The following is a 17,402-nucleotide window of genomic DNA, read 5'->3' on the forward strand; positions in this document are numbered from 1 at the left end:
GGTTAAATCTCCATGACGTAGCCGCGAACCGCCATTTTTACTTTTTTGCCGGAATTGCTGGGGGTAACGACAGAAACGCTAATGGTCTCGGCGCCGTGGTGAGAAAGCGGGCTGAAAACAACTCGGCTTCCAAGCCCGCCGCCTGGAACCTCTGCATCGGATAAATAGCTATCTGACGATTCGCCGTCACCAACGCTGATTAACGCCGATTCTCCGGCCGGGACCAAAAGTCCTAACGGCTCGGAGTTAAAACTTGAAATGCTAACGTATACATTATTGTTGCCGACCGGCATTGAAAGATCACTTACCCCGTCCTCTTGATTAAAAACGCCAGGAACCTCACTCCAGTCTGACGTATTGAGCACCCTAATCCCTGGGCCGAAGCTAGTACCTACAAGTAGATACTGCGCGTCATTGGTAAATGCTACTGCGGTCGTGCCATCTTCAGGGTGACTGGTTAATTCTGGCAGACCGCTAACCAGGCTCCAGTCGCTTGTATCGATTAGCTGTATATTTTTGTTGGAACCCGCCCATGTTAGCGCCATGTATGCGCTGTCAGGAGAAAAGGCGATGCCTTTACCTGGGTTTATTGATGACGCGATAGAGACTTCTGACCAATCCGATACCTGAAAAACTTTTACTTCGTCCCACGTCATGACCGTAAGGTATTGGCTGTCAGCGCTAAACATTAATTCATCGGGGTGTCCGGTGACAGCGATGCCGGTTGACACGACGCTCCAGTCTGACGTGTTCAGTACCACAACGTTACCTTGTGAATCATCATTGTAATGTATGGCTAAATAGTTGCCGTCACGGCTGAAGTGGACGCTTACCGCCCCTAGCGGCTCTACAGGCACTCCGCTAACTACCGTCCAATCCACTGTATGGTATACCTCAATGCTCGGCGTGCCGCTCCACCGTGCGATAGCAAGCATTGATCCATCAGGGCTAAATGCAACACTTTTCACGTTTGATAGCCCTGCAGGCCCATCTGTTACCGTGGTAAAGTCCGGCAAATCGAAGATCATCAAATCGGAGAGATCTTCCTTGTAAACTAGCAGCGTTTCGTCCGGGCTAACCCGTGCCAATATGCCGTAGCGATCCACACCGGACGGCGATATGCTTTGCTCTTCATAGCTTAGGCCGCCGCCACTTTGAGTCACTATCACGTCTATGGCGTCAGGCATTATCAGCGTTCCCGCAGGCGCCCCAATCTCGGTGATCCCTGCGGTGTCAGTAAGGTCGATTTCTTCCGATAACAGCACCGTTTGCATTGCGGAGCTTTGAGCAGCCGTGTTTGCCACATAGCTGACGGCGCTTACTTGCAGACCACCCGCTACGCTGGCGATAGCCCCCGGCCCGATAGCGACCGCCCCCGGTGCCGTCGCTTGAGCTTGACTGCCCATCGAAGGGCTTGCGCTATTGATCTTCTCAAGGCTACTTGCCTGAGCGTCACTTAACCCCATAGCTCGCAACGATTCGGCGGTTAGCCGCGCCTCGACCCCGCTCCCTGGCGAAAATGCCTGTGCAGTACCGCCTTCTTTTCCGCGTTCAATAGTAACCATCGCATCCATCGCCGCTGTGGCATACACCACTTCGCGCTTGGTTTCATTGCCCTGGGAATCGACAACAAACAGCGTTAGCGCTACGGCGTCAGCATTTTCCAGTGCCTCAGCGATTTTCTCAGCACCGCTGCTCAATTCAGCTTCGGTGGCGGTGTCACTGAGCGGCACCGCCAGCTGCGCAGAAAAGTTATTCAGGAATCCAAAGCGCATATCACGCCTCCTCGGCAATTAAAATAGTCAGTTCCTGGCGGCGCTCCGCGTACTCGCTGGGCACGCCGATAAAGCAGCCATCGGGGATGGAAAGCGTGACCCGGGCATGGAGGCGCACCATGCGGCGGGCTTGATCGACAAGCTCACGGGGCAAGCCGCTAAACGACAGCGTGACGGTGCGATCGCCAGGGCTATGGCCGCGATTGGTGACCGCAACACCGCCATCCAGCGTGCTGACCCGGCTAACGCGTCGGTTGACATCGCCCAGTGTGGTGCCCGCCCGATGCGGCAATAGCAAGGCCCCGCGCGGGTCGTAGCCTCGCGCGGCTAATCCAATTAGATACATAGGGTTTCTCGCCAGCGGGGGTTAACGTGAAGGTATAAGCGTTAGAAGGGCTTACAGGCCCAGCAGGAATTCAGCGCCTTCGGCGTTGGCACGCATTTGAATTTTTTCCAGCACCTGCCACATGATCATCTCCAGCGCGGGCTCCAGGCCGTCGCTTTCAATCTTGATCAGGCCATCACCGTTTTGCAGCGCCTGGGTGCGGGCGCGCATTTGCGCTACTTGTGCATCAATCAATTTTCCCTGCTGAGCAGCAGCCTCTTCTTGGATCTTCATCTGCTGGTCGATAGCATCACGAGCTGCAAACTGGTCAATAAAACTAAGATCGCCACTGCCCAGCGTATCGAACATGCTGGCAGCGGCGTCCGCCGTACTGGAAATCGTGGAGCTGGTCGCATTGAGGATCGCCTCAACTTTTTGGGCATCCGTTTGCATCTGGGCGATTTTGAAATCAACCGCGAACTCCATGTTCTTGATGCGCTCATTGCTGGCCAGCTCTTCAAGCGCAAGGGATTGATCCAGCACGGCCTGGCGGGCTTTGAGTATCGCCTCTTCGCTGCTCAACACCTCGCCAGTCAGCGCCTCCTGACCTTGCGCCGCTTGCTCACTACTCTCTTTAAGTTCCAACAGCGCACCGGTCAGGCTGCGATACTGCTGTTCATTGATGTCACCCTGGTTGAAGGCGTCTTGCACGCGGGTAAGTGCGTCGCGGATCTCTTCACTGGTGGCAACAATCGACGCTTCGCCGCTACTCAATGCCGCCGCCGCGTCGGAAAGCGTGCCAGGTAGATCAGCAATTTGGTCGACCAGCGGGCTATCGATCGCTGCCAGGCCGTCCCTTAGCTGATTTCCAGCGGTGGTCACCTCTACCGCCGCGCTCACGGCGGCGTCACTAATGCGCTTTACGTCCTCTGCACTCTTACCACCAATGCTTCCTGCAGATTCGGCGACCTTGGTAGCTGCCTCAACGGCAGCATCTGAAAGCTGGACAAAGTCCGACGATGCTTCATCACCCCAATCAAAGTAATCCGATAAGCTAACGTACCCTTCCGCTAGCTTTTGGATGCTAAAAAGGCTGGCTTCTGTCGTCGCACGTTGAGCGCCAGTGGTTTTGTCCAGCTCTTCAACGAGCTCATCTGAGAAATTGAACTTAAATTCATCAAACTCTTCCAGTGTGCTTTTAAGCTCAAGCAGGCCCTGGGTGGCCAAAATGGCGACGCCAGCCGGGCCAGCGACTTTGCCTAATGAGGTGACCAAGCCGCCTATTGCCCTGGTGGCCACGGGTACCGCGCCACTAGAGCCCGCCAGCGCCTGCAAAACAGTGACCAACCCGCCCAATCCAGCGAGGATACCGGATGCAGCAACGGCGATACCGCCTATGGCACCGCCCAGGGCAATCATATCGGGGTCAAGCTGTGTCACCCACTGCGCCAGTTCCGCCAAGGTTTCCACAAAAGGAACAAGCTGCTCAATCGCGCCAGCAGTGAACTCGCCCAGCAAATTAACCCCGCTGCCCAGCGTTTGAATAACGCTCACTAGCCCCTCGGCGGTGCTGATATCCGCGTTATCGAACAGCCCCGCCACCGCATCGCGCACGGCTTCAAAACCGCCCACAAAGCCTGACAGGTCTGCGGCTTCCAGGGCTTCGGGCAGGTTTTCCGCGACATCGAGTAGAGATTGCTCAAGGGAGCCCATCACCCCTTCGATTAAGTCGACAAACTGCTGCAGTTGGCCATCGCTGACGCTGGCACCAATGCTGTTAAAGATCGCGGCAATGGCCTGCTGGATGCCGCCAAACTCATCCAGTAGCGGGTCACCTATCGTAATCAGCAGACTCTGAAACGCATTGCTGATGCGCTGGTTGTTATTCTCAACGGTGTCGGCCATCTTCGCGTAAGCGACTTCCGTGGCACCCGCGCTGTTCGCCATGGCGTCCAGGTTGTCGGCAAAGCGTTGCGCGCCGGTACCGATTAACCCCAGCGCGCCGTTGAGTGCTTCACTACCGGAAAACAGCTTCGCCATGCTTTCGACGTTGCCGCCGGTGGCCTCTTCCACTTCACGAAGAACGCCCTCAAGCCCTTTGCTTTGCAGCGCGGTCGCACCGAACTCAACACCTAGCTCTTCGGCGTACTTTAGCGCGCCTTGTGTGGGGCTGATGATGGAAGCGATGGCCGCGCGGATCTGGGTAATGGCCTGGCTGGTAGGCGCCCCCGCCGCTGTAATAGTGGCTATTGCCGCTGACAACACATCAAACTCAACGCCGCCTGAGCTAGCGGTTTTGGTCACCTGGGCAAGTGAAGCGCTTAACTCAGGTAGCGTGGTCTGGCCGCTGCGCACAGTTTGGAACAACAGATCGCTATAGCGCTCGGCCTGATCCATGCCGTCGCCGTAAGCGTTCAGCGTGGAAACCAGCACGGTCAGCGAGCTATCAAGATCGCCCTTACCGGCCACTGCCAACTGCTCAGCCTGGCGCACGGCATCCAGTGATTGCGTGTAATCCACACCAGCGGAAATCGCACCGTAAACAGAGGCGTTGATCTGCTCATACGACTGGGTGCTGTCGCGGCCATAAGCCAGAATATCGCCACGCAGCTTATCCAGGCTTTCGCCGGTGTCATCCACCAGCGTGGTGGCTTCTTTGAACTGGGCATCAAAGTCACCCGCCATTTTGACGGCCAGCGCGGTGGCCGCCGCTCCACCAGCCAATAGTGCAGCCTCAAACTTGAGAATGCCCGCGGTGGCATTAGCGATAGGATCAACAACGCCTTGGGCGGATCCTACGATGCTATCCAGGCGTTTTGTGGCGCTATCGACCCCAGCACCCATCTGGTCAACACCTTCGAAGATGATGGCAACGGATCGTTCCAGGTCAGCCATCGGCCACCTCTCTTAAATTGCAGGCACAAAAAAGCCCGCCTGAGCGGGTTCCTAAGAGCTAAATTCTCATTATGACGAATTTTGAATACAAAGTTAGAACATATTCAAGAGGGTAAAGCCCTCAGTATATTTACACCCTTTTCGCAAGAATTTCTGTGTTGTTCCAATAAATGAATTTCGAATTCGTCCTGTAAACGATAATCAGCTTGGCATCTTACTTTGTGACATTGCCTAAGCAAAATACTTAATTGTCTAAACTTAATCGAGTTAACACCAGTTGGCGCACATCCCCGTCCAAAAAACTCAGCTAAGTTGGAGTGAGTAGGGCCGCTCATTTTGGAAGGAGGTATATCTGCTATCTGGTCTGCGCAACGATTTGCAAAATGAAAAAAACTATAATAAAAGCGTGAAGCAGCATATCTACGTTGGATTTCACAAGCAGGTTCTTCAGCTATATTTTGTGTTGCTTGTAGAAGTTGTTCAGGCGTTACTGGCATATACAACCAATCCTTGTGTTTCTCCATCAGGCTTCGTTAAAACAAACGAAGGTATAACAATGTCCCAGTGCTCAATGGCTTCATCAGCACTAATTTTCTCAAGTAATAAATCATTGAGAGCAATTATTTTATCGCTCTGTTCTGCCTCAACGAGATAGCCAATGTGAAGCACACGCTGATGATAAAAATCATCTTCTTCCGCATATACACCCATCACTATGCTCGATTTACTTTCAAGAACATTTTGAACGTGCATGTATATACGCTTTAAATCCGGAGCGACATTGGGAAAATCAGAAGTAAAATTAAGGATCGTCAATAAGGAATGCGCTAATTCAGGGCTCTCAATCATCTGAGACGGCTCAAAACCACTCTTTTGGACAAGCTCGACATTATAGCTTAGAGCCTCTGTATCCAGCGATGTAAGAGAAAGCCATATTAGCGACTCAAGATGCTGAGGCCCTGCATGGCCCAATTCAACCAAACGCTGAACTATGCGTGAAGCTTCCTCATAGTGTGCGAGAGTAGTCATCGATGCAGAGTAGTTCCACAGAATTGTTTTGTCTGAAGGTGCCAAGGCAACGGAACGTTCGTGATGACTTTTCGCAGTAGGGTAGTCATTGAGTCTGGCGCTTAAAATCCCATCTAGCATATAGGCGATCGCTGGCGCGTGCTTACGAACCTTTTTTATCTCATTCCTGACCAACCGAACCTGGAAATCGCCCTCGCTCAACCTATCTACATCAAGCGCAGCAATTGTATCCATAACATCATTGGTATTCAGTGCCGGTATAGACATTCTCTATCCCTGTACTCCACAGAAGCAGAAGTCATAAAAAATACGTGGCCAATATATCATTGATGATGCTTCATTCCTTTACCAATTGAGTAAATTAATGAATATCACAAATCACTAATTTGATTTCTGCTCAAAATACATCCCCCAAAGATCACACTCCAGCTCTGTCAGCATCGCCAGGGGAAACAGATCGGGCCTTACGCGGAACAGAAATTCGCCCTTCAGGTCGCAGAGCTGGAGGGCGATTTGGATATCGGGCTGCCTGAAGAGCGCTTCGGCTTTCCCGGCTCGCTGCCAAGGCCGGTCAGTTGAGTGATTTTGGTGGTCAGCTCCCAAAACTCGATGGGAAAGGCTTCCGCCAGTTTGACTGCCAGTTGGTGGCTGCACTCTGGTTCTACGCTGCCGATCACCAGCATCTCAATCCGCCGTGCCAGGTCATCCGGCACGCTGTCACCGGCGCCGATCAATTCACGCACGGCATCGGTCACCTTGGCATCTTTCTGGGATAGCAGCCCTTCCGCGATGGCATTGCGATTACGGTTGCGGGCTTGGGCCTCATTAACGCTGGCCAACTCCGCACCGCTCAGGCCGCGCACGCGCCACGTTGGGGTTTCACCTTCCTTAACGCCTTTGAACCAATCACGCAGGTCGGGCACCGGCACATCCTCTTCACGGCGCTTAAAGCTGGCCCCGGTGAAGCGGTTTACATCAAATTCCATGGCATCACCTTCAATAAGTGCTGTTTAAAAAGCTATGAAAGCCCGCCATGGCAGGCCTTCTAGTCGGCATCATTAGCCTTCAAAATCGACGGTGGCTTGCTCAGCAGACACGGTACAGCTGATATTCACATGGTCGCCTGCCGGGTACGTTCGCCCGATGCCCAGAATGCCCTGGGTCAGCGAGAATGGTGCCCGGTGGCGGTTCTGGTACCAGCGAAACCACAGCCGATTGTTTTTAAGTCGAACCAGCGGATCGGTGGCATCCCCTTCACCGTAATAGGTGAAGCTTGCTTGCCCGAGCGTTTGCGACACGCTGCCCAGCGTGCCGTTATAGATCTGCGTCGAGTTGGTGGAGTGAGACGTTTCCGCGGGCACCCAGTTACTGGCCCGAGGGATTTCGGCAAAGATCGGCGTGTAACCTCTCATGCTGACACGCTTCGGCAGGTTACCCGTATGGATCTTGGGCAGTTCCGCTGCGAAGTGGACTTCCCCGCTGGCAGGATCGGTTTGCCAAACAGGGCTGTCGTAACGCTCCTGGTGGTTGCCGACCACCTGATAAATTTCCGTATCGTTGACCGGGGCAGCGCTTCCGCTGGCAAGACGTACCTGGCCAATTTCCACCGCGTCCACAGGGATGAATGCAGGCCCGCCCGGTTCGCCGCGCTGCTCGCTGAAGGTAGCCCCTTCGGCGCCAGCCACGGCCACAAGCGCGCCGCTGTTATCCACCGTAATGCTGGTAACCACATGGGTTTCAGTGGAGGCACGCTCAATGGCCACATCTGCACTGGCTACATGCACCAAGCCATCGCTGGCAGCACCGGCAGCAGTCGGCATATAAGCGGTCAATGCGGCCACGGTCACATTGTCATTGCCGGTACCGGCGCGGATCTGCCCACCGGTCGCCAGCCCCCAGGGGCGCACTTCCGCCTCAAAGCCAGCACGCCCGCTCCAAGGGGCAAACGTGGCCTCAAAGATGGTGGCATCGCCGATATCCGTTAGATGCTCCCAATCGTTAAAGGATTGGCCGGACTCGTATTCCAGTTTAGGGTTGTCGGTAATCGCCACGGGGCGTCCTCCTATAGAACGTGGTCAAAAGCCCGGCATGCGGGCATAAAAAAACCCGCGCATGGCGGGCAAAGAACTCAGCAAGGAACGGTATAAGGTGCCTATTACAAAAATGCCTGAAAGCAGTCTTGATATGGTGGCAATCGCAGAAGAGTTGCTCGAGCAATACCGAAACACACCTTCTCCAGCACTGTTGTTGAGCGCGGTTTTGACGGCCAATCATGTCGTCGACTGGCATTGCAAAGAAAATGGCAAAAAACTAGATGAAGGAATGCGGAATCATTTAAAGCAGCAGTTCCCCGAATGGAATGTCTTGCGTGAGATCAGTAATGGACTCAAGCATATGAAGCCAAATACAAACCAACACCACCACGGCAAACTTATCGATCGCGAGCCCAGTTGGGGAGATGATAACTTCTGGCGCGGCTACGGCACTGGGATCCCTCACTGGTATATCGATATCAATGAAAAGCAGGTGCCAGTAGAGTCTCTATGCCAGGATTTTCTCGACAAGTACAAGCAACACATCAATAGGACATCGCAATAGCGCTACTGCGTATAAGGATCACCCACGGCATGCGACCAGCGCACCGCCAGAACCAGATCCACACCAATAATGTCGCTACCCTCTTCGGGGTAATAGATCGTACCGCCGGTATAAGCGATGTCCTCGCATAGCCCGTCCAACGTTCGGTCAGCGCCTGTAGCCGTGGAGATCAGCTCGGCCAGAATGGTATTGCCCTGGGTACTCCATTGCCGGTGGTCGCGGTCAGCCTGGTGCACGGTTTCAACCGTTACCTCGGTAGTCACGCTCACACCGCCGTAGCGGTTGCGCTCCACAAGGCCGTCACTGCCATCCCAAAGGCTGCGCGCGGGCAAGGCGTCGATGATGCTGTTCGCCCGCTCGGCACTTAGCCGCTCTGCGAGTGCTGCGATGATCTGCTCTCTGATAGGGGTCATATCATTGCCGGTTGAGTAGTCGTTCTGATTCATAACTCATGCGCTGCATTAAGCGATTGCCGCTGGGCGCCTGCAGGTCATCTTTCACGTCGCTAAACACCTGGCTGGTGGAGGGGCCGTAAAGCACCTTGATGCCTTCACTTCGCCCCAGGCCAGTGCCGTATTGGGTACGAATAGCAATCGCCTGTACGCCGTTGGCGAACCGGATAAAGAAAGCGCCAGGCATGCGCTTTTTACCGCCGCTTGGTTTCACCTGCACACCTGCCCCACCCGCTTTGTAGGCGCGGTGTGGGTAGCGCGTCAGCAGCGTTCCCCGGGTTGGCGTTCGGATCGCACCGTTTAAGCTATTAACGGTGGCCCGTTTAACGGTCAGTTTGTCGCGCACGTAGCCCGCTTTGAGCTTCACCTGCTTGCGGATCTCTTTGCTGGCCTCGGTACGCGTTACGCCTAACGTGTGGTTGATAGCACGGCTCATGGCGCGCGGTGCGCCATTCTTGATGTGCATCAGGTCGCTTTCAATGCGGCGGATCGCCTGCCTATCCACCGTAATCTTGATCGGGGAGGTTTGGCTCATGTTCGCTCCGGCGTCACAATCCAGGTCACCAGGTAACCGTCTTCGCGGGCCTTTTGGCCCAACCGCCAGCCCTTGCCGTTCAGCGTCACCACATCACCACGGGCGCCAGCACCGAGTTCACTGGTGTAACCGGTTAACTCGGTACGGGCTTCCATTATTACGCCCTGCATGCCTGCCACGGTGCGCTCCACATCTCGATCGAGCATCACAGTGACAGGAACAGGGTCGACGTTCAGCGCGATGAAGATAGCCGGATCACCGGCCTCCTCCAGTATTTCCCGCGTACCTTCGCGTACTTCATCGTCAAAGACGCTCATCACTCACCGCCCGTGCCCTGGCTGGCTGAAGGGTCGGTGTCGGACTCGGCTGCTTTCTGTGAACCAGTGGCTTCTCCAATCACCCCCGCTTTCACCAAACGATCCTCTTCAGCTCTGTTTTTAGGCTTGTAAGGCTGGCCTAGCTTGGCCAGCACCTCATTGCCCTTTTCAATCTGTCCGTGGATTACCACGTATTGTTTAGCCATAGCGGCCTCCTGTTAGTCTATGGGGCACAAAAAACCCCGCATTGAGCGGGGCGGTTAAGCGACCTTGGCGTAAACAAAGGCGTCCGGTTCATGGAAGCCTGGCAGCGGTGCCGCCTGCATCATGAGCCAGCGCACGCTGGGATCTTTCTCGATCCAGCTTTTCGGGTAACGCGCCACGTCGAACATGCCGCCTTCGATGGCTTCCATGTCCTGAATGGCCGCATACAGCATGCCGCAACGGCTGGACGTGGGCCCCATAACCAAGCCACCTGCGGGAATCATCGGCTGCTCATTACTCTCTGGATCGAGGTACCACTCTTCGTAGGAGAAGAGATCAACACCAGGATCGTTGAGGTAGCCCAGATAGGTCACCCCGTCCGGCAGCTCGTCAGGGCGAATCATGCCAAGATCGATGCGACGGGTGTTGAGCTTCTTGATGACGGATTCACTATCCAGGAAGGCGTCAGCTGCCTCGGCGCTCATCACGGCTGCATTTGCAGTCCGGCCGCTGTCTTTGGCGATGCGGCGCTTGTACTTACGCAGGTCTGCAATCGGGTCAGCGGTGGCTTCCGTCCACAGCACGGATTCAGTGACCTGGTGGCTGGCCGCCATCTGGTAATCAATGATGTCATCAACACCATCGCCCACAACTTCCACCTGGCCGCTGGTCAAGGCTTGCGCCACCATCCACTCTTCGCGGCGGTTGATTTGGTCATCCAGATCTTCCATGTCCCGCGCCAGCTGATCCCCCGCACGTTGAAGCGGCGTGCGGCCAGAATAGATTTGCTCACCTGGCTGGCGATGGCCAAGCAACTGGCCTGCGTTAGTTTCCAGCTTGGGTTTGATGTAAGGCGGTTGATAGCTGCGCATAACGCTACCGGTACGATCAACCACTTTGCCAGGGCGGTTAGGGCGTACAAACGGCGCCATTTTGCGCTGGCCTTTAAGGATGTCGATGTCAACGTGCTGGGTCACAGAGTTGACCGGGTTGGCACCAAAAAAGGTTGTGCCAAGGAAACGCCGGGCGCGCTTCATCTGCTCAACCGCCTCCAGCATTGTGCGGGGTTCAAACAAGTCCATGGTTTTCTCCTGGGTTATATCAACGATGAAGGGCCTGGCTGCCTATAGCAGCGGGGTTATCGAACGAAGAGGGAAACGTGACGCAGCGCTTTGCGAACTGAAGCGACGGTATGGCCAGTGCCAAGGGTGAGCTTGTCACCGCGCACGTCGCCACAAATCAGCGCTTCGGCTTCTACATCGCCATCCGTCGCATCGACGCCTTCCCACAGAATGACGCTCGGGGTTGCACTACCGTCTTCGGCGGCTGACGCAGACAAGATGTACTTCTCGTCGGCAGTCACTTCACCCATCACGGCGCCAGCTGGCTGTACTTGGCCAGCGGCAACGGTGATTGTCATGAAGCGGCGCGGGAAATCGCCTGATAGCAAAGCCGCGGGGTTAGGGTGTGGTTTGACGGTCATTCCAGCCATGATGAAGTCCTCTTTAACGATCAATGGTATTGGCTTGCGGTTGGCGGACGGTTACTTCCAGCGGGCGGTGATGGCATTGACCCCTTCGGCGCGTTCGGCCGCTTCGGCGTCATCTTTCGGCGGGGTGGCCGAAGGCGCGCCCTGCCCGTCTGCACGCATAGACTGCAAACTGATCCCGCGATCCTGGGCGGCTTTGAATAGCGCCAATCCCGTCGCCTCGACACTGGCGCCTTCATCAATGGCGGTGGCCACTTCTTTCTCAAAGCCTGGCGATGCCAGGTCAAGAATGCCTTTGCAACGCGCTCGCTCATTTTCAGCCGCTTCGGCACGGATTTTGTCGGTATCGACGGTTTCAGCGGCCGCAATCTGGATAGTGCTGGGATCAGTGCCCGCTTCGATGGCTGCTTGAAGCTCAGCGGTCGTTTTAACGGTCGTCATCATGACGCTCCTTTTGGTGCTGGGTTTTGAAACGGAGCCCGCCAGTTCGGCAATCAGGCTCTCTAGTGAACCGAGGCGGTCGGCCATACCAGCCGCCACGGCAAGTGCACCAGTGGCGATGCCGCCCTGGCGGAAACGGTCGTTTACCTCTTCACGGGGAATGCCGCGATTGCGGGCCACCTTGTCGAGAAATACGTTCGCGAGCTCATCGGTGCGCGTTTGCAGCTGGGCACGGCCTGCCTCGGTTTCCAGATCAGGGCGCTTGTTCGGCGCGTTACTGGAAACAATCTCGTAGCTCTTTTCGCCGGGCCGGTCTTCGCGCTTACGCAGGCTAAGCACCACGCCGACGCTGCCCAGCTGGGCGGTATCGTCAACGATCACCTCATCGGCGGCGCTGGCAATCCAGTACGAGGCGCTGGCCGCCTGCCCGCCGACATAGGCTTTGATTGGCTTGGTACCGCGCGCCTGATAAATCATCTCCGCAAGTTCATTAATGCCGGTCGCTTCACCGCCGGGGCTATCAATATCCAGCACCAGCGTATTCACGGATGGATTATCGAGCGCCGCCTGAATGTCAGTGGCTAGGCTGCCAGTAGCGGTTGCGCCGCTAATCTCAGTCATCAAATTGGCATGACGAAAAATAGGGCCGCTAACGGGGATAATGGCAACGCCATTACGCACGGTGACACTGCGCGTATTGTCCAGCGGGCGGCCTAACTTGGCTTCCAGCGCTTGAACATCACCTTCACGCGCTGCAATGGCCATGACGGTATCGAGTGCTTCAGCGGTCATCAGCCACGTGTGGCTAGCCGCCAGCTCGAAGGCGGTGCGAGGCAGTGTCATGGGGGTCTCCTGATTTATTCGTCAGCGTCTGCGTTGGCGGGTTCTTTCTCTTCTGAATGCACCTTTCCGCCTACATAGACAGGCACGTTGTCCAGTCGCTTGCGCTGTATTTCCCGGGCACGGTCACGGTGAACGTCTTCCCAGTCCTCACCGTGCAGCGCCATGGTCTCGATATGCTCGTTACTGGTGCCGTTGGCGATCCGCTCTGTGGCGGCCCGGGCATCGACCTGCTCATTCAGAGAGCCAAGGGGTTCACCGATCCACAAGCCCCGGGTATAAGCACGGCGGCGTACCGGGTCGTTATAGCCAGGTAGCTGAATACGGCCACGCGCCACGAGCTCATCAATGACCAGCTCATAGGTTGGCTGGCAGAACTGCACCGTAAGATGGTGGCGGCGCTGCTTGATGAACTTCCAAAGCTGGTTGAAGGCGGCGCGGGCAGCTGTGTAACTGGTCGAGAAGTGCATCAAAAGCACTTCGGAGGGCATTTCCAGTGCCGCGCCCATCTCTTTAACGATGGCCACGAAGAACGGATCAAACTGGGCGTTCGGCCGGTTAGGGTTAATCGTGACCGGTTCGGCGCCCTCCTCGAGATCCCAAACAGCACCTTCACCCAACGTTAGGTTATCGCCATCACTCGGCTGGTCATCAGAACTGCTGACGACGGGCCGGTCTGGCTTGTTGGGATCATCGCTATCCTCGCTCCACATGGGCCCCCCGGCGGCCATGTTCGGATCTTCATTTGGCGAGTGTTTAATTGCCACAGTGAACATGGCGCTGATCACAGCAGCGGTCAGCTCTGCTTGGCTGAAGCGCTCCAACTTTTGTAGCGCTTCAAGAATGGGGGCCAAATAGGGAACACCACGGGTTTGGCCTGGCCGCCCTTTTTCATTGACCAGGTGCAGAATTCGCCGGCGGCCCGTTTGGGCGCCAAAGATCGGGTACCATTCCCACTGCTGCGAGGTGGTGTAGTCGCTTGGATAACCACTGCAAACGCGAATATGCGTCGGCTTGCCCAGTCTGTCGGTGCGCACACCGTCGACTTCATTCGGGGTGTGAAGGTCGGTTAATGGATTGCCGACCCGCTCCGCTTCGATCAACTGCAGCTTGGTTCCAAACAGGCAGCCAGGGCGTTGATCATCGGGTGTCATGGCAAACACGTCACCACTGACAAGCGCACTGATAAAGGCCAGCCGCTGGAGCATGTAGAAATCAAGTCCGGCCTCGATGTCGCACTCGGCTGGATCCTCTGCCCATAAGCGAAACCCACGCGCCAGCTCATCATTGAGCGCATCGCTTTCATCGTCACTTAGCCCAAGTGATTCACCGTCTACGTTGGGGCGCACCGTTAGCCCCATGCCCACCACGTTTGTAGCGGCACGATTAACCGCGGCACGCGCCATCATGTGGTTTCGGTAAGCATCGCGGGTACGGCTAATCAGCAGTTCGCGCTCGCCGGTGGGTGTGTCCTGCCGAGGGCTGCCCAGCCCAGGCAACCAGCTAAGCATGGAGCGAATCATTCGGCTTGCGCCGCGGTGCCGGGTCTCGCTGCCACTGTTTGCGCGCGTGCGGCCTTGCGTAGATTCCAGGCGTTCAAGCTCTTGGCGAACTAGCTGGTCGCGCTTTTGCTCAGCAGAACTGCCCTTGAAGCGATTAAATAGGCCCATGATTAAAATCCAATGTAGCGAACGCGATTACGACCACCCGAGGAGGTAGCCGCTCTCTCTTTGGCGGCCATACGTTCAAAGCGCTCTTCCATTTTGTAGAGCGTGGGGAGGTCTGCCCGGGTGTACTGCCGATCGCCAAAGCGCCACGACTGCGAGCCGCTTAGGATTTTGTCGATGGCTTCGCGCACTTTGCTTAGGCGTGCGGCATAGGTTTCGGTAGTCATAAGCTGCTCTTTCTAGCCACGCGGGAGCGCCTGCGCTTGGGTCGCGGCGCCAGCGTGGCGGTGTCATTGAGGTCAAAGCCAAAGCGCTGCTGGCTAATCCGCAGGGCAGCGAGGGCATACACGAAACAATCAAGGGCTTCGTTACGGCGGCCGCCTGCATCCCAGCGGTAAACACGTCGGCCTTTTTCGATCTTGGCGACTTTGATTTCAGCAGTGAGCTGCTTGATCTCATCCTCATCGCAAATGAGATCGTTCGAGGGCAGGTGGACGCAGCCCGGTACCGCCACGCCAGGTTGCGGCTGAAGCTTGAGGCGGTTGTAGATCGTTTCCTTGGCGTTGTCGGTACCCACTTCGGTCAAGAAAACGCCTTTAGCAGTCTTCTTGCGCGGCATATTGGCAATCGGCTTGCCGTACTTATTGGCGCCCTTGATCGGGATCACCCAGTAAGCGCCCTGCTGCTTACTCATTGCGTAGACTTCATCGGTGTAGTGCCCGCCTGAATCCCAGCACCAGCGCATCACCGGCAACCAGTTACCATCCGTTCGTTGGTAGCCCTGGTGGAGCTTTTGCGCCACCTTGCGCTTTAGCTCAGGCCCGGCAGGGTCGCCGTAGAGAATCCAGCGGTCTACCAGCCAGCTCTCTTCGTCTTTACCCCACGCCCAAACGCGGCCTTCATAGCGATCGTCTTGGGTGTCGATGCCGCCCGTCAGTGCCACAGCTGCATCGGGCACCTGGGGGTAAACTTCACGCCGACCGTAAATCGTTTCCCATTCCAGCTTTTCGCCCAGCTCGTCTTCCCAGGTTTCACCCAGCGTGGTGTTGACGAAAGTCTTGAGCTTCGAGGGTGAGCCCTTCGCCTTTAGGAAGTCACGCACAATGCGCTCCCATGTGGTGAAGGGGCTCAGCACTGTCCATAAGTAAAACGTTACGCTCTCAGGGGTTGGGATCGGCTCATGGTCAGCGCCGTACCAATCAATCCCGTCGCGTGTCCATATACCGGTTTCAGAACAAACCCAGACGCCATCTTTGACGCTTTGTTCGCGGCTTTCATCCTGCAGCTCATGCTGCTTGATCACGCAGCCGTTGTGCTCGCATAGGTAGAACGCGGTTTCTGGCTTCCCCTCATCCCACTTGATGCCAAAGCCAGCATCGGGGCCGCCCCACTTGAGGATCTGCTCTTCACCGCAGTGCGGGCATGGCACATGGAAATTCAGCTTATGCGGCGACTCTTCAGCGGCCGCCTCAATCTGACACTGGCCACGCACCTTAGGCGTTGAACCGCGAATGGACTTTGGAAACGTCGAGCCTTCAAGACGCTTATCGCCCAGCGTGGTGGGCGAGCCTTCTTTTTCGATGTCCTCATCAAAAGCGGCGAGTTCGTCATAGATGACGACATCCACCGATTTTTCGCGGTAGTTACGGGCAGCCTTGCCACCATGAACGAATACTTGCTTGCCGTTGGCGAACCGTTTGGCGCTAAGCGTGTTATCTCGATGCTTCATGCCGTGCCACGGCGCCAGCTCAAGCACTACCGGCACATCACGCACCATGGTTTCCATGTGCGTTTTCATGAACGATTCGGCGTCGGTATCCGTAGGGCTGAACGTTAAGATGTTGCGCTTCTTGTGCTCCAGCAGGTAACCGGCGGCGGCAAGCAGCATCTTGGTGTAACCAAGGCGGGCCGACTTCACCACATTCACCGTGCGGATCTCGTCATTGCCCATCGCGTTTAAGATCGCGATTTGGAAGTGGAGCGTTGTCCAGCGCCCTTCGTGGTAACTCGACTCAGAGGAGAGGTAGAAATTCTTGTCAGCCCACTCCACAGCCGTCAGCGGCGCAGGTCGAAACAGCGCTAACAACCCTTGCTGGACTGATCGCCGCCACTCCCTAAGCTGCTGAATCGATACTGTCGAAGTAGTCATCCAGCAGCTCCGGTAACATATTATCGAGGCCGCTGGCATGGTTACGGGCGCGTGCTAGCTCCCGCATCAGAGTATCTAGGTGACGCGTCTCTAAATCAGGATGCTTACGCATCATTGTCAGCGGCAGCGTGTCGAGTATGGCGGCGATCTCTGCCGCGATTTTGGATAAGGTGAAGATGGCAAATTCGCTGGGCACCACCTTGCGAGCGGCTAGTTCGTTTTTCTGCTGCTGGCCGATCCGGCGCTCTTTGGTCAGCAGATACTCTTCCTGTTCGCGCTTATGCTCGAGCAGCGGATCAAAGCCCATATCGTCATCGCCAGGTTGCGATGATTGTTGTTTCGCCTCTAGCTCAGCTAGCTTCAAATCTAGCACTGAACGGCAGTCGAAATAGACGCTTCGACCGATCTTCGCCACCGGCTTAACGCCCCATTTATCAAAGGCTTGCACACTGATACCCAAGCTTGCCGCCATCTGGCTTTTGTTCAGCCAATATGGCTCTGGTGATTGTTGTCTATTGCTCGACATCTAAACAACAACCTCGCATTAAAAAAATCTCATAAATAGCGCGAAATCGGGGCTCTGCGCCCCCGTACAGCAGAGGCACCCGCTCAGGAGGAACCGTGGATTTTTTGTAATGATAAACAGCGAGTTAAGCACATGGTTGGCGCGCCAACGGCCTCACTTA

19 protein-coding genes are annotated in these 17,402 nt (G+C 55.8%); 1 reads left to right on the forward strand and 18 read right to left on the reverse strand.

Annotation, left to right across the window (positions count from 1 at the left end):
• Positions 1-2: 2 nt before the first annotated feature.
• The 7 genes from A6R74_RS02660 to A6R74_RS02685 form a co-directional block, all read right to left on the reverse strand.
• Positions 3-1,775, reverse strand: coding sequence for a WD40 repeat domain-containing protein (locus tag A6R74_RS02660; RefSeq protein ID WP_064232918.1), 1,773 nt, complete (start codon positions 1,773-1,775; stop codon positions 3-5).
• Position 1,776: 1 nt separating this feature from the next.
• The gene (locus A6R74_RS02665; RefSeq protein WP_064232919.1) at positions 1,777-2,121 is read right to left on the reverse strand and encodes a hypothetical protein; all 345 of its coding nucleotides are present in this window, start codon (positions 2,119-2,121) and stop codon (positions 1,777-1,779) included.
• A gap of 51 nt (positions 2,122-2,172) precedes the next feature.
• Positions 2,173-4,995: a phage tail tape measure protein gene (locus A6R74_RS02670; RefSeq protein WP_064232920.1), complete on the reverse strand. Its 2,823-nt coding sequence runs from the start codon at positions 4,993-4,995 to the stop codon at positions 2,173-2,175.
• A gap of 104 nt (positions 4,996-5,099) precedes the next feature.
• Positions 5,100-5,492 (reverse strand): hypothetical protein, encoded by a 393-nt coding sequence (locus A6R74_RS22610; protein ID WP_125410277.1) that lies wholly within the window; start codon positions 5,490-5,492, stop codon positions 5,100-5,102.
• Positions 5,476-6,291: a hypothetical protein gene (locus A6R74_RS02675; protein WP_064232921.1), complete on the reverse strand. Its 816-nt coding sequence runs from the start codon at positions 6,289-6,291 to the stop codon at positions 5,476-5,478. Before A6R74_RS02675 ends, A6R74_RS22610 begins: the two co-directional genes overlap by 17 nt.
• Positions 6,292-6,512: 221 nt before the next feature.
• Complete coding sequence (locus A6R74_RS02680; RefSeq protein WP_064232922.1) at positions 6,513-7,010, reverse strand: hypothetical protein; 498 nt, start codon at positions 7,008-7,010, stop codon at positions 6,513-6,515.
• A gap of 72 nt (positions 7,011-7,082) precedes the next feature.
• A complete protein-coding gene (locus tag A6R74_RS02685) occupies positions 7,083-8,075 on the reverse strand; it encodes a hypothetical protein (RefSeq protein WP_064232923.1) in 993 nt (330 codons plus the stop codon).
• Positions 8,076-8,136: 61 nt separating this feature from the next.
• Between A6R74_RS02685 and A6R74_RS02690 the strand changes: the two genes are divergently transcribed.
• On the forward strand, positions 8,137-8,622 hold the full coding sequence (locus tag A6R74_RS02690) for a hypothetical protein (RefSeq protein ID WP_125410278.1): 486 nt from the start codon (positions 8,137-8,139) through the stop codon (positions 8,620-8,622).
• 2 nt (positions 8,623-8,624) lie between these two features.
• Here A6R74_RS02690 and A6R74_RS02695 read toward each other — a convergent pair whose 3' ends face one another.
• The 11 genes from A6R74_RS02695 to A6R74_RS02745 are packed head-to-tail and all read right to left on the reverse strand — an operon-like array spanning position 8,625 to position 17,242.
• Positions 8,625-9,035 (reverse strand): hypothetical protein, encoded by a 411-nt coding sequence (locus A6R74_RS02695; protein WP_064233175.1) that lies wholly within the window; start codon positions 9,033-9,035, stop codon positions 8,625-8,627.
• A 1-nt stretch (position 9,036) separates the two neighbouring features.
• On the reverse strand, positions 9,037-9,609 hold the full coding sequence (locus tag A6R74_RS02700; protein ID WP_064232925.1) for a phage tail protein: 573 nt from the start codon (positions 9,607-9,609) through the stop codon (positions 9,037-9,039).
• A complete protein-coding gene (locus A6R74_RS02705) occupies positions 9,606-9,926 on the reverse strand; it encodes a head-tail joining protein (RefSeq protein WP_240488146.1) in 321 nt (106 codons plus the stop codon). The genes A6R74_RS02700 and A6R74_RS02705 overlap by 4 nt, the downstream gene beginning before the upstream one ends.
• A complete protein-coding gene (locus A6R74_RS02710) occupies positions 9,926-10,132 on the reverse strand; it encodes a hypothetical protein (protein ID WP_064232926.1) in 207 nt (68 codons plus the stop codon). Before A6R74_RS02710 ends, A6R74_RS02705 begins: the two co-directional genes overlap by 1 nt.
• 54 nt (positions 10,133-10,186) lie before the next feature.
• Entirely contained in the window at positions 10,187-11,212 is a 1,026-nt protein-coding gene (locus A6R74_RS02715; RefSeq protein ID WP_064232927.1) for a major capsid protein, read from the reverse strand.
• Between the two features lie 56 nt (positions 11,213-11,268).
• Positions 11,269-11,622: a head decoration protein gene (locus tag A6R74_RS02720; protein WP_064232928.1), complete on the reverse strand. Its 354-nt coding sequence runs from the start codon at positions 11,620-11,622 to the stop codon at positions 11,269-11,271.
• A 51-nt stretch (positions 11,623-11,673) separates the two neighbouring features.
• Complete coding sequence (locus tag A6R74_RS02725; RefSeq protein ID WP_240488147.1) at positions 11,674-12,903, reverse strand: S49 family peptidase; 1,230 nt, start codon at positions 12,901-12,903, stop codon at positions 11,674-11,676.
• A gap of 14 nt (positions 12,904-12,917) precedes the next feature.
• Entirely contained in the window at positions 12,918-14,570 is a 1,653-nt protein-coding gene (locus A6R74_RS02730) for a phage portal protein (protein WP_064232929.1), read from the reverse strand.
• A gap of 2 nt (positions 14,571-14,572) precedes the next feature.
• Positions 14,573-14,794 (reverse strand): hypothetical protein, encoded by a 222-nt coding sequence (locus tag A6R74_RS02735; protein ID WP_064232930.1) that lies wholly within the window; start codon positions 14,792-14,794, stop codon positions 14,573-14,575.
• Positions 14,791-16,716: a phage terminase large subunit family protein gene (locus A6R74_RS02740; RefSeq protein ID WP_082906563.1), complete on the reverse strand. Its 1,926-nt coding sequence runs from the start codon at positions 16,714-16,716 to the stop codon at positions 14,791-14,793. The genes A6R74_RS02735 and A6R74_RS02740 overlap by 4 nt, the downstream gene beginning before the upstream one ends.
• On the reverse strand, positions 16,682-17,242 hold the full coding sequence (locus A6R74_RS02745; protein ID WP_205634131.1) for a terminase small subunit: 561 nt from the start codon (positions 17,240-17,242) through the stop codon (positions 16,682-16,684). The genes A6R74_RS02740 and A6R74_RS02745 overlap by 35 nt, the downstream gene beginning before the upstream one ends.
• Positions 17,243-17,402: the final 160 nt, after the last annotated feature.

Source organism: Halomonas sp. ALS9, from assembly GCF_001651035.1.
Classification (GTDB): domain Bacteria; phylum Pseudomonadota; class Gammaproteobacteria; order Pseudomonadales; family Halomonadaceae; genus Vreelandella.

Bases quoted from the DNA above. Each gene is read 5' to 3' on its own strand.
- A6R74_RS02660 (WP_064232918.1), bottom strand. From the start codon at position 1,775: ATGCGCTTTGGATTCCTGAATAACTTTTCTGCGCAGCTGGCGGTGCCG.
- A6R74_RS02665 (WP_064232919.1), bottom strand. From the start codon at position 2,121: ATGTATCTAATTGGATTAGCCGCGCGAGGCTACGACCCGCGCGGGGCC.
- A6R74_RS02670 (WP_064232920.1), bottom strand. From the start codon at position 4,995: ATGGCTGACCTGGAACGATCCGTTGCCATCATCTTCGAAGGTGTTGAC.
- A6R74_RS22610 (WP_125410277.1), bottom strand. From the start codon at position 5,492: ATGCCAGTAACGCCTGAACAACTTCTACAAGCAACACAAAATATAGCT.
- A6R74_RS02675 (WP_064232921.1), bottom strand. From the start codon at position 6,291: ATGTCTATACCGGCACTGAATACCAATGATGTTATGGATACAATTGCT.
- A6R74_RS02680 (WP_064232922.1), bottom strand. From the start codon at position 7,010: ATGGAATTTGATGTAAACCGCTTCACCGGGGCCAGCTTTAAGCGCCGT.
- A6R74_RS02690 (WP_125410278.1), top strand. From the start codon at position 8,137: ATGGCGGGCAAAGAACTCAGCAAGGAACGGTATAAGGTGCCTATTACA.
- A6R74_RS02695 (WP_064233175.1), bottom strand. From the start codon at position 9,035: ATGACCCCTATCAGAGAGCAGATCATCGCAGCACTCGCAGAGCGGCTA.
- A6R74_RS02700 (WP_064232925.1), bottom strand. From the start codon at position 9,609: ATGAGCCAAACCTCCCCGATCAAGATTACGGTGGATAGGCAGGCGATC.
- A6R74_RS02705 (WP_240488146.1), bottom strand. From the start codon at position 9,926: ATGAGCGTCTTTGACGATGAAGTACGCGAAGGTACGCGGGAAATACTG.
- A6R74_RS02710 (WP_064232926.1), bottom strand. From the start codon at position 10,132: ATGGCTAAACAATACGTGGTAATCCACGGACAGATTGAAAAGGGCAAT.
- A6R74_RS02715 (WP_064232927.1), bottom strand. From the start codon at position 11,212: ATGGACTTGTTTGAACCCCGCACAATGCTGGAGGCGGTTGAGCAGATG.
- A6R74_RS02720 (WP_064232928.1), bottom strand. From the start codon at position 11,622: ATGGCTGGAATGACCGTCAAACCACACCCTAACCCCGCGGCTTTGCTA.
- A6R74_RS02725 (WP_240488147.1), bottom strand. From the start codon at position 12,903: ATGACACTGCCTCGCACCGCCTTCGAGCTGGCGGCTAGCCACACGTGG.
- A6R74_RS02730 (WP_064232929.1), bottom strand. From the start codon at position 14,570: ATGGGCCTATTTAATCGCTTCAAGGGCAGTTCTGCTGAGCAAAAGCGC.
- A6R74_RS02735 (WP_064232930.1), bottom strand. From the start codon at position 14,794: ATGACTACCGAAACCTATGCCGCACGCCTAAGCAAAGTGCGCGAAGCC.
- A6R74_RS02740 (WP_082906563.1), bottom strand. From the start codon at position 16,716: ATGACTACTTCGACAGTATCGATTCAGCAGCTTAGGGAGTGGCGGCGA.
- A6R74_RS02745 (WP_205634131.1), bottom strand. From the start codon at position 17,242: ATGTCGAGCAATAGACAACAATCACCAGAGCCATATTGGCTGAACAAA.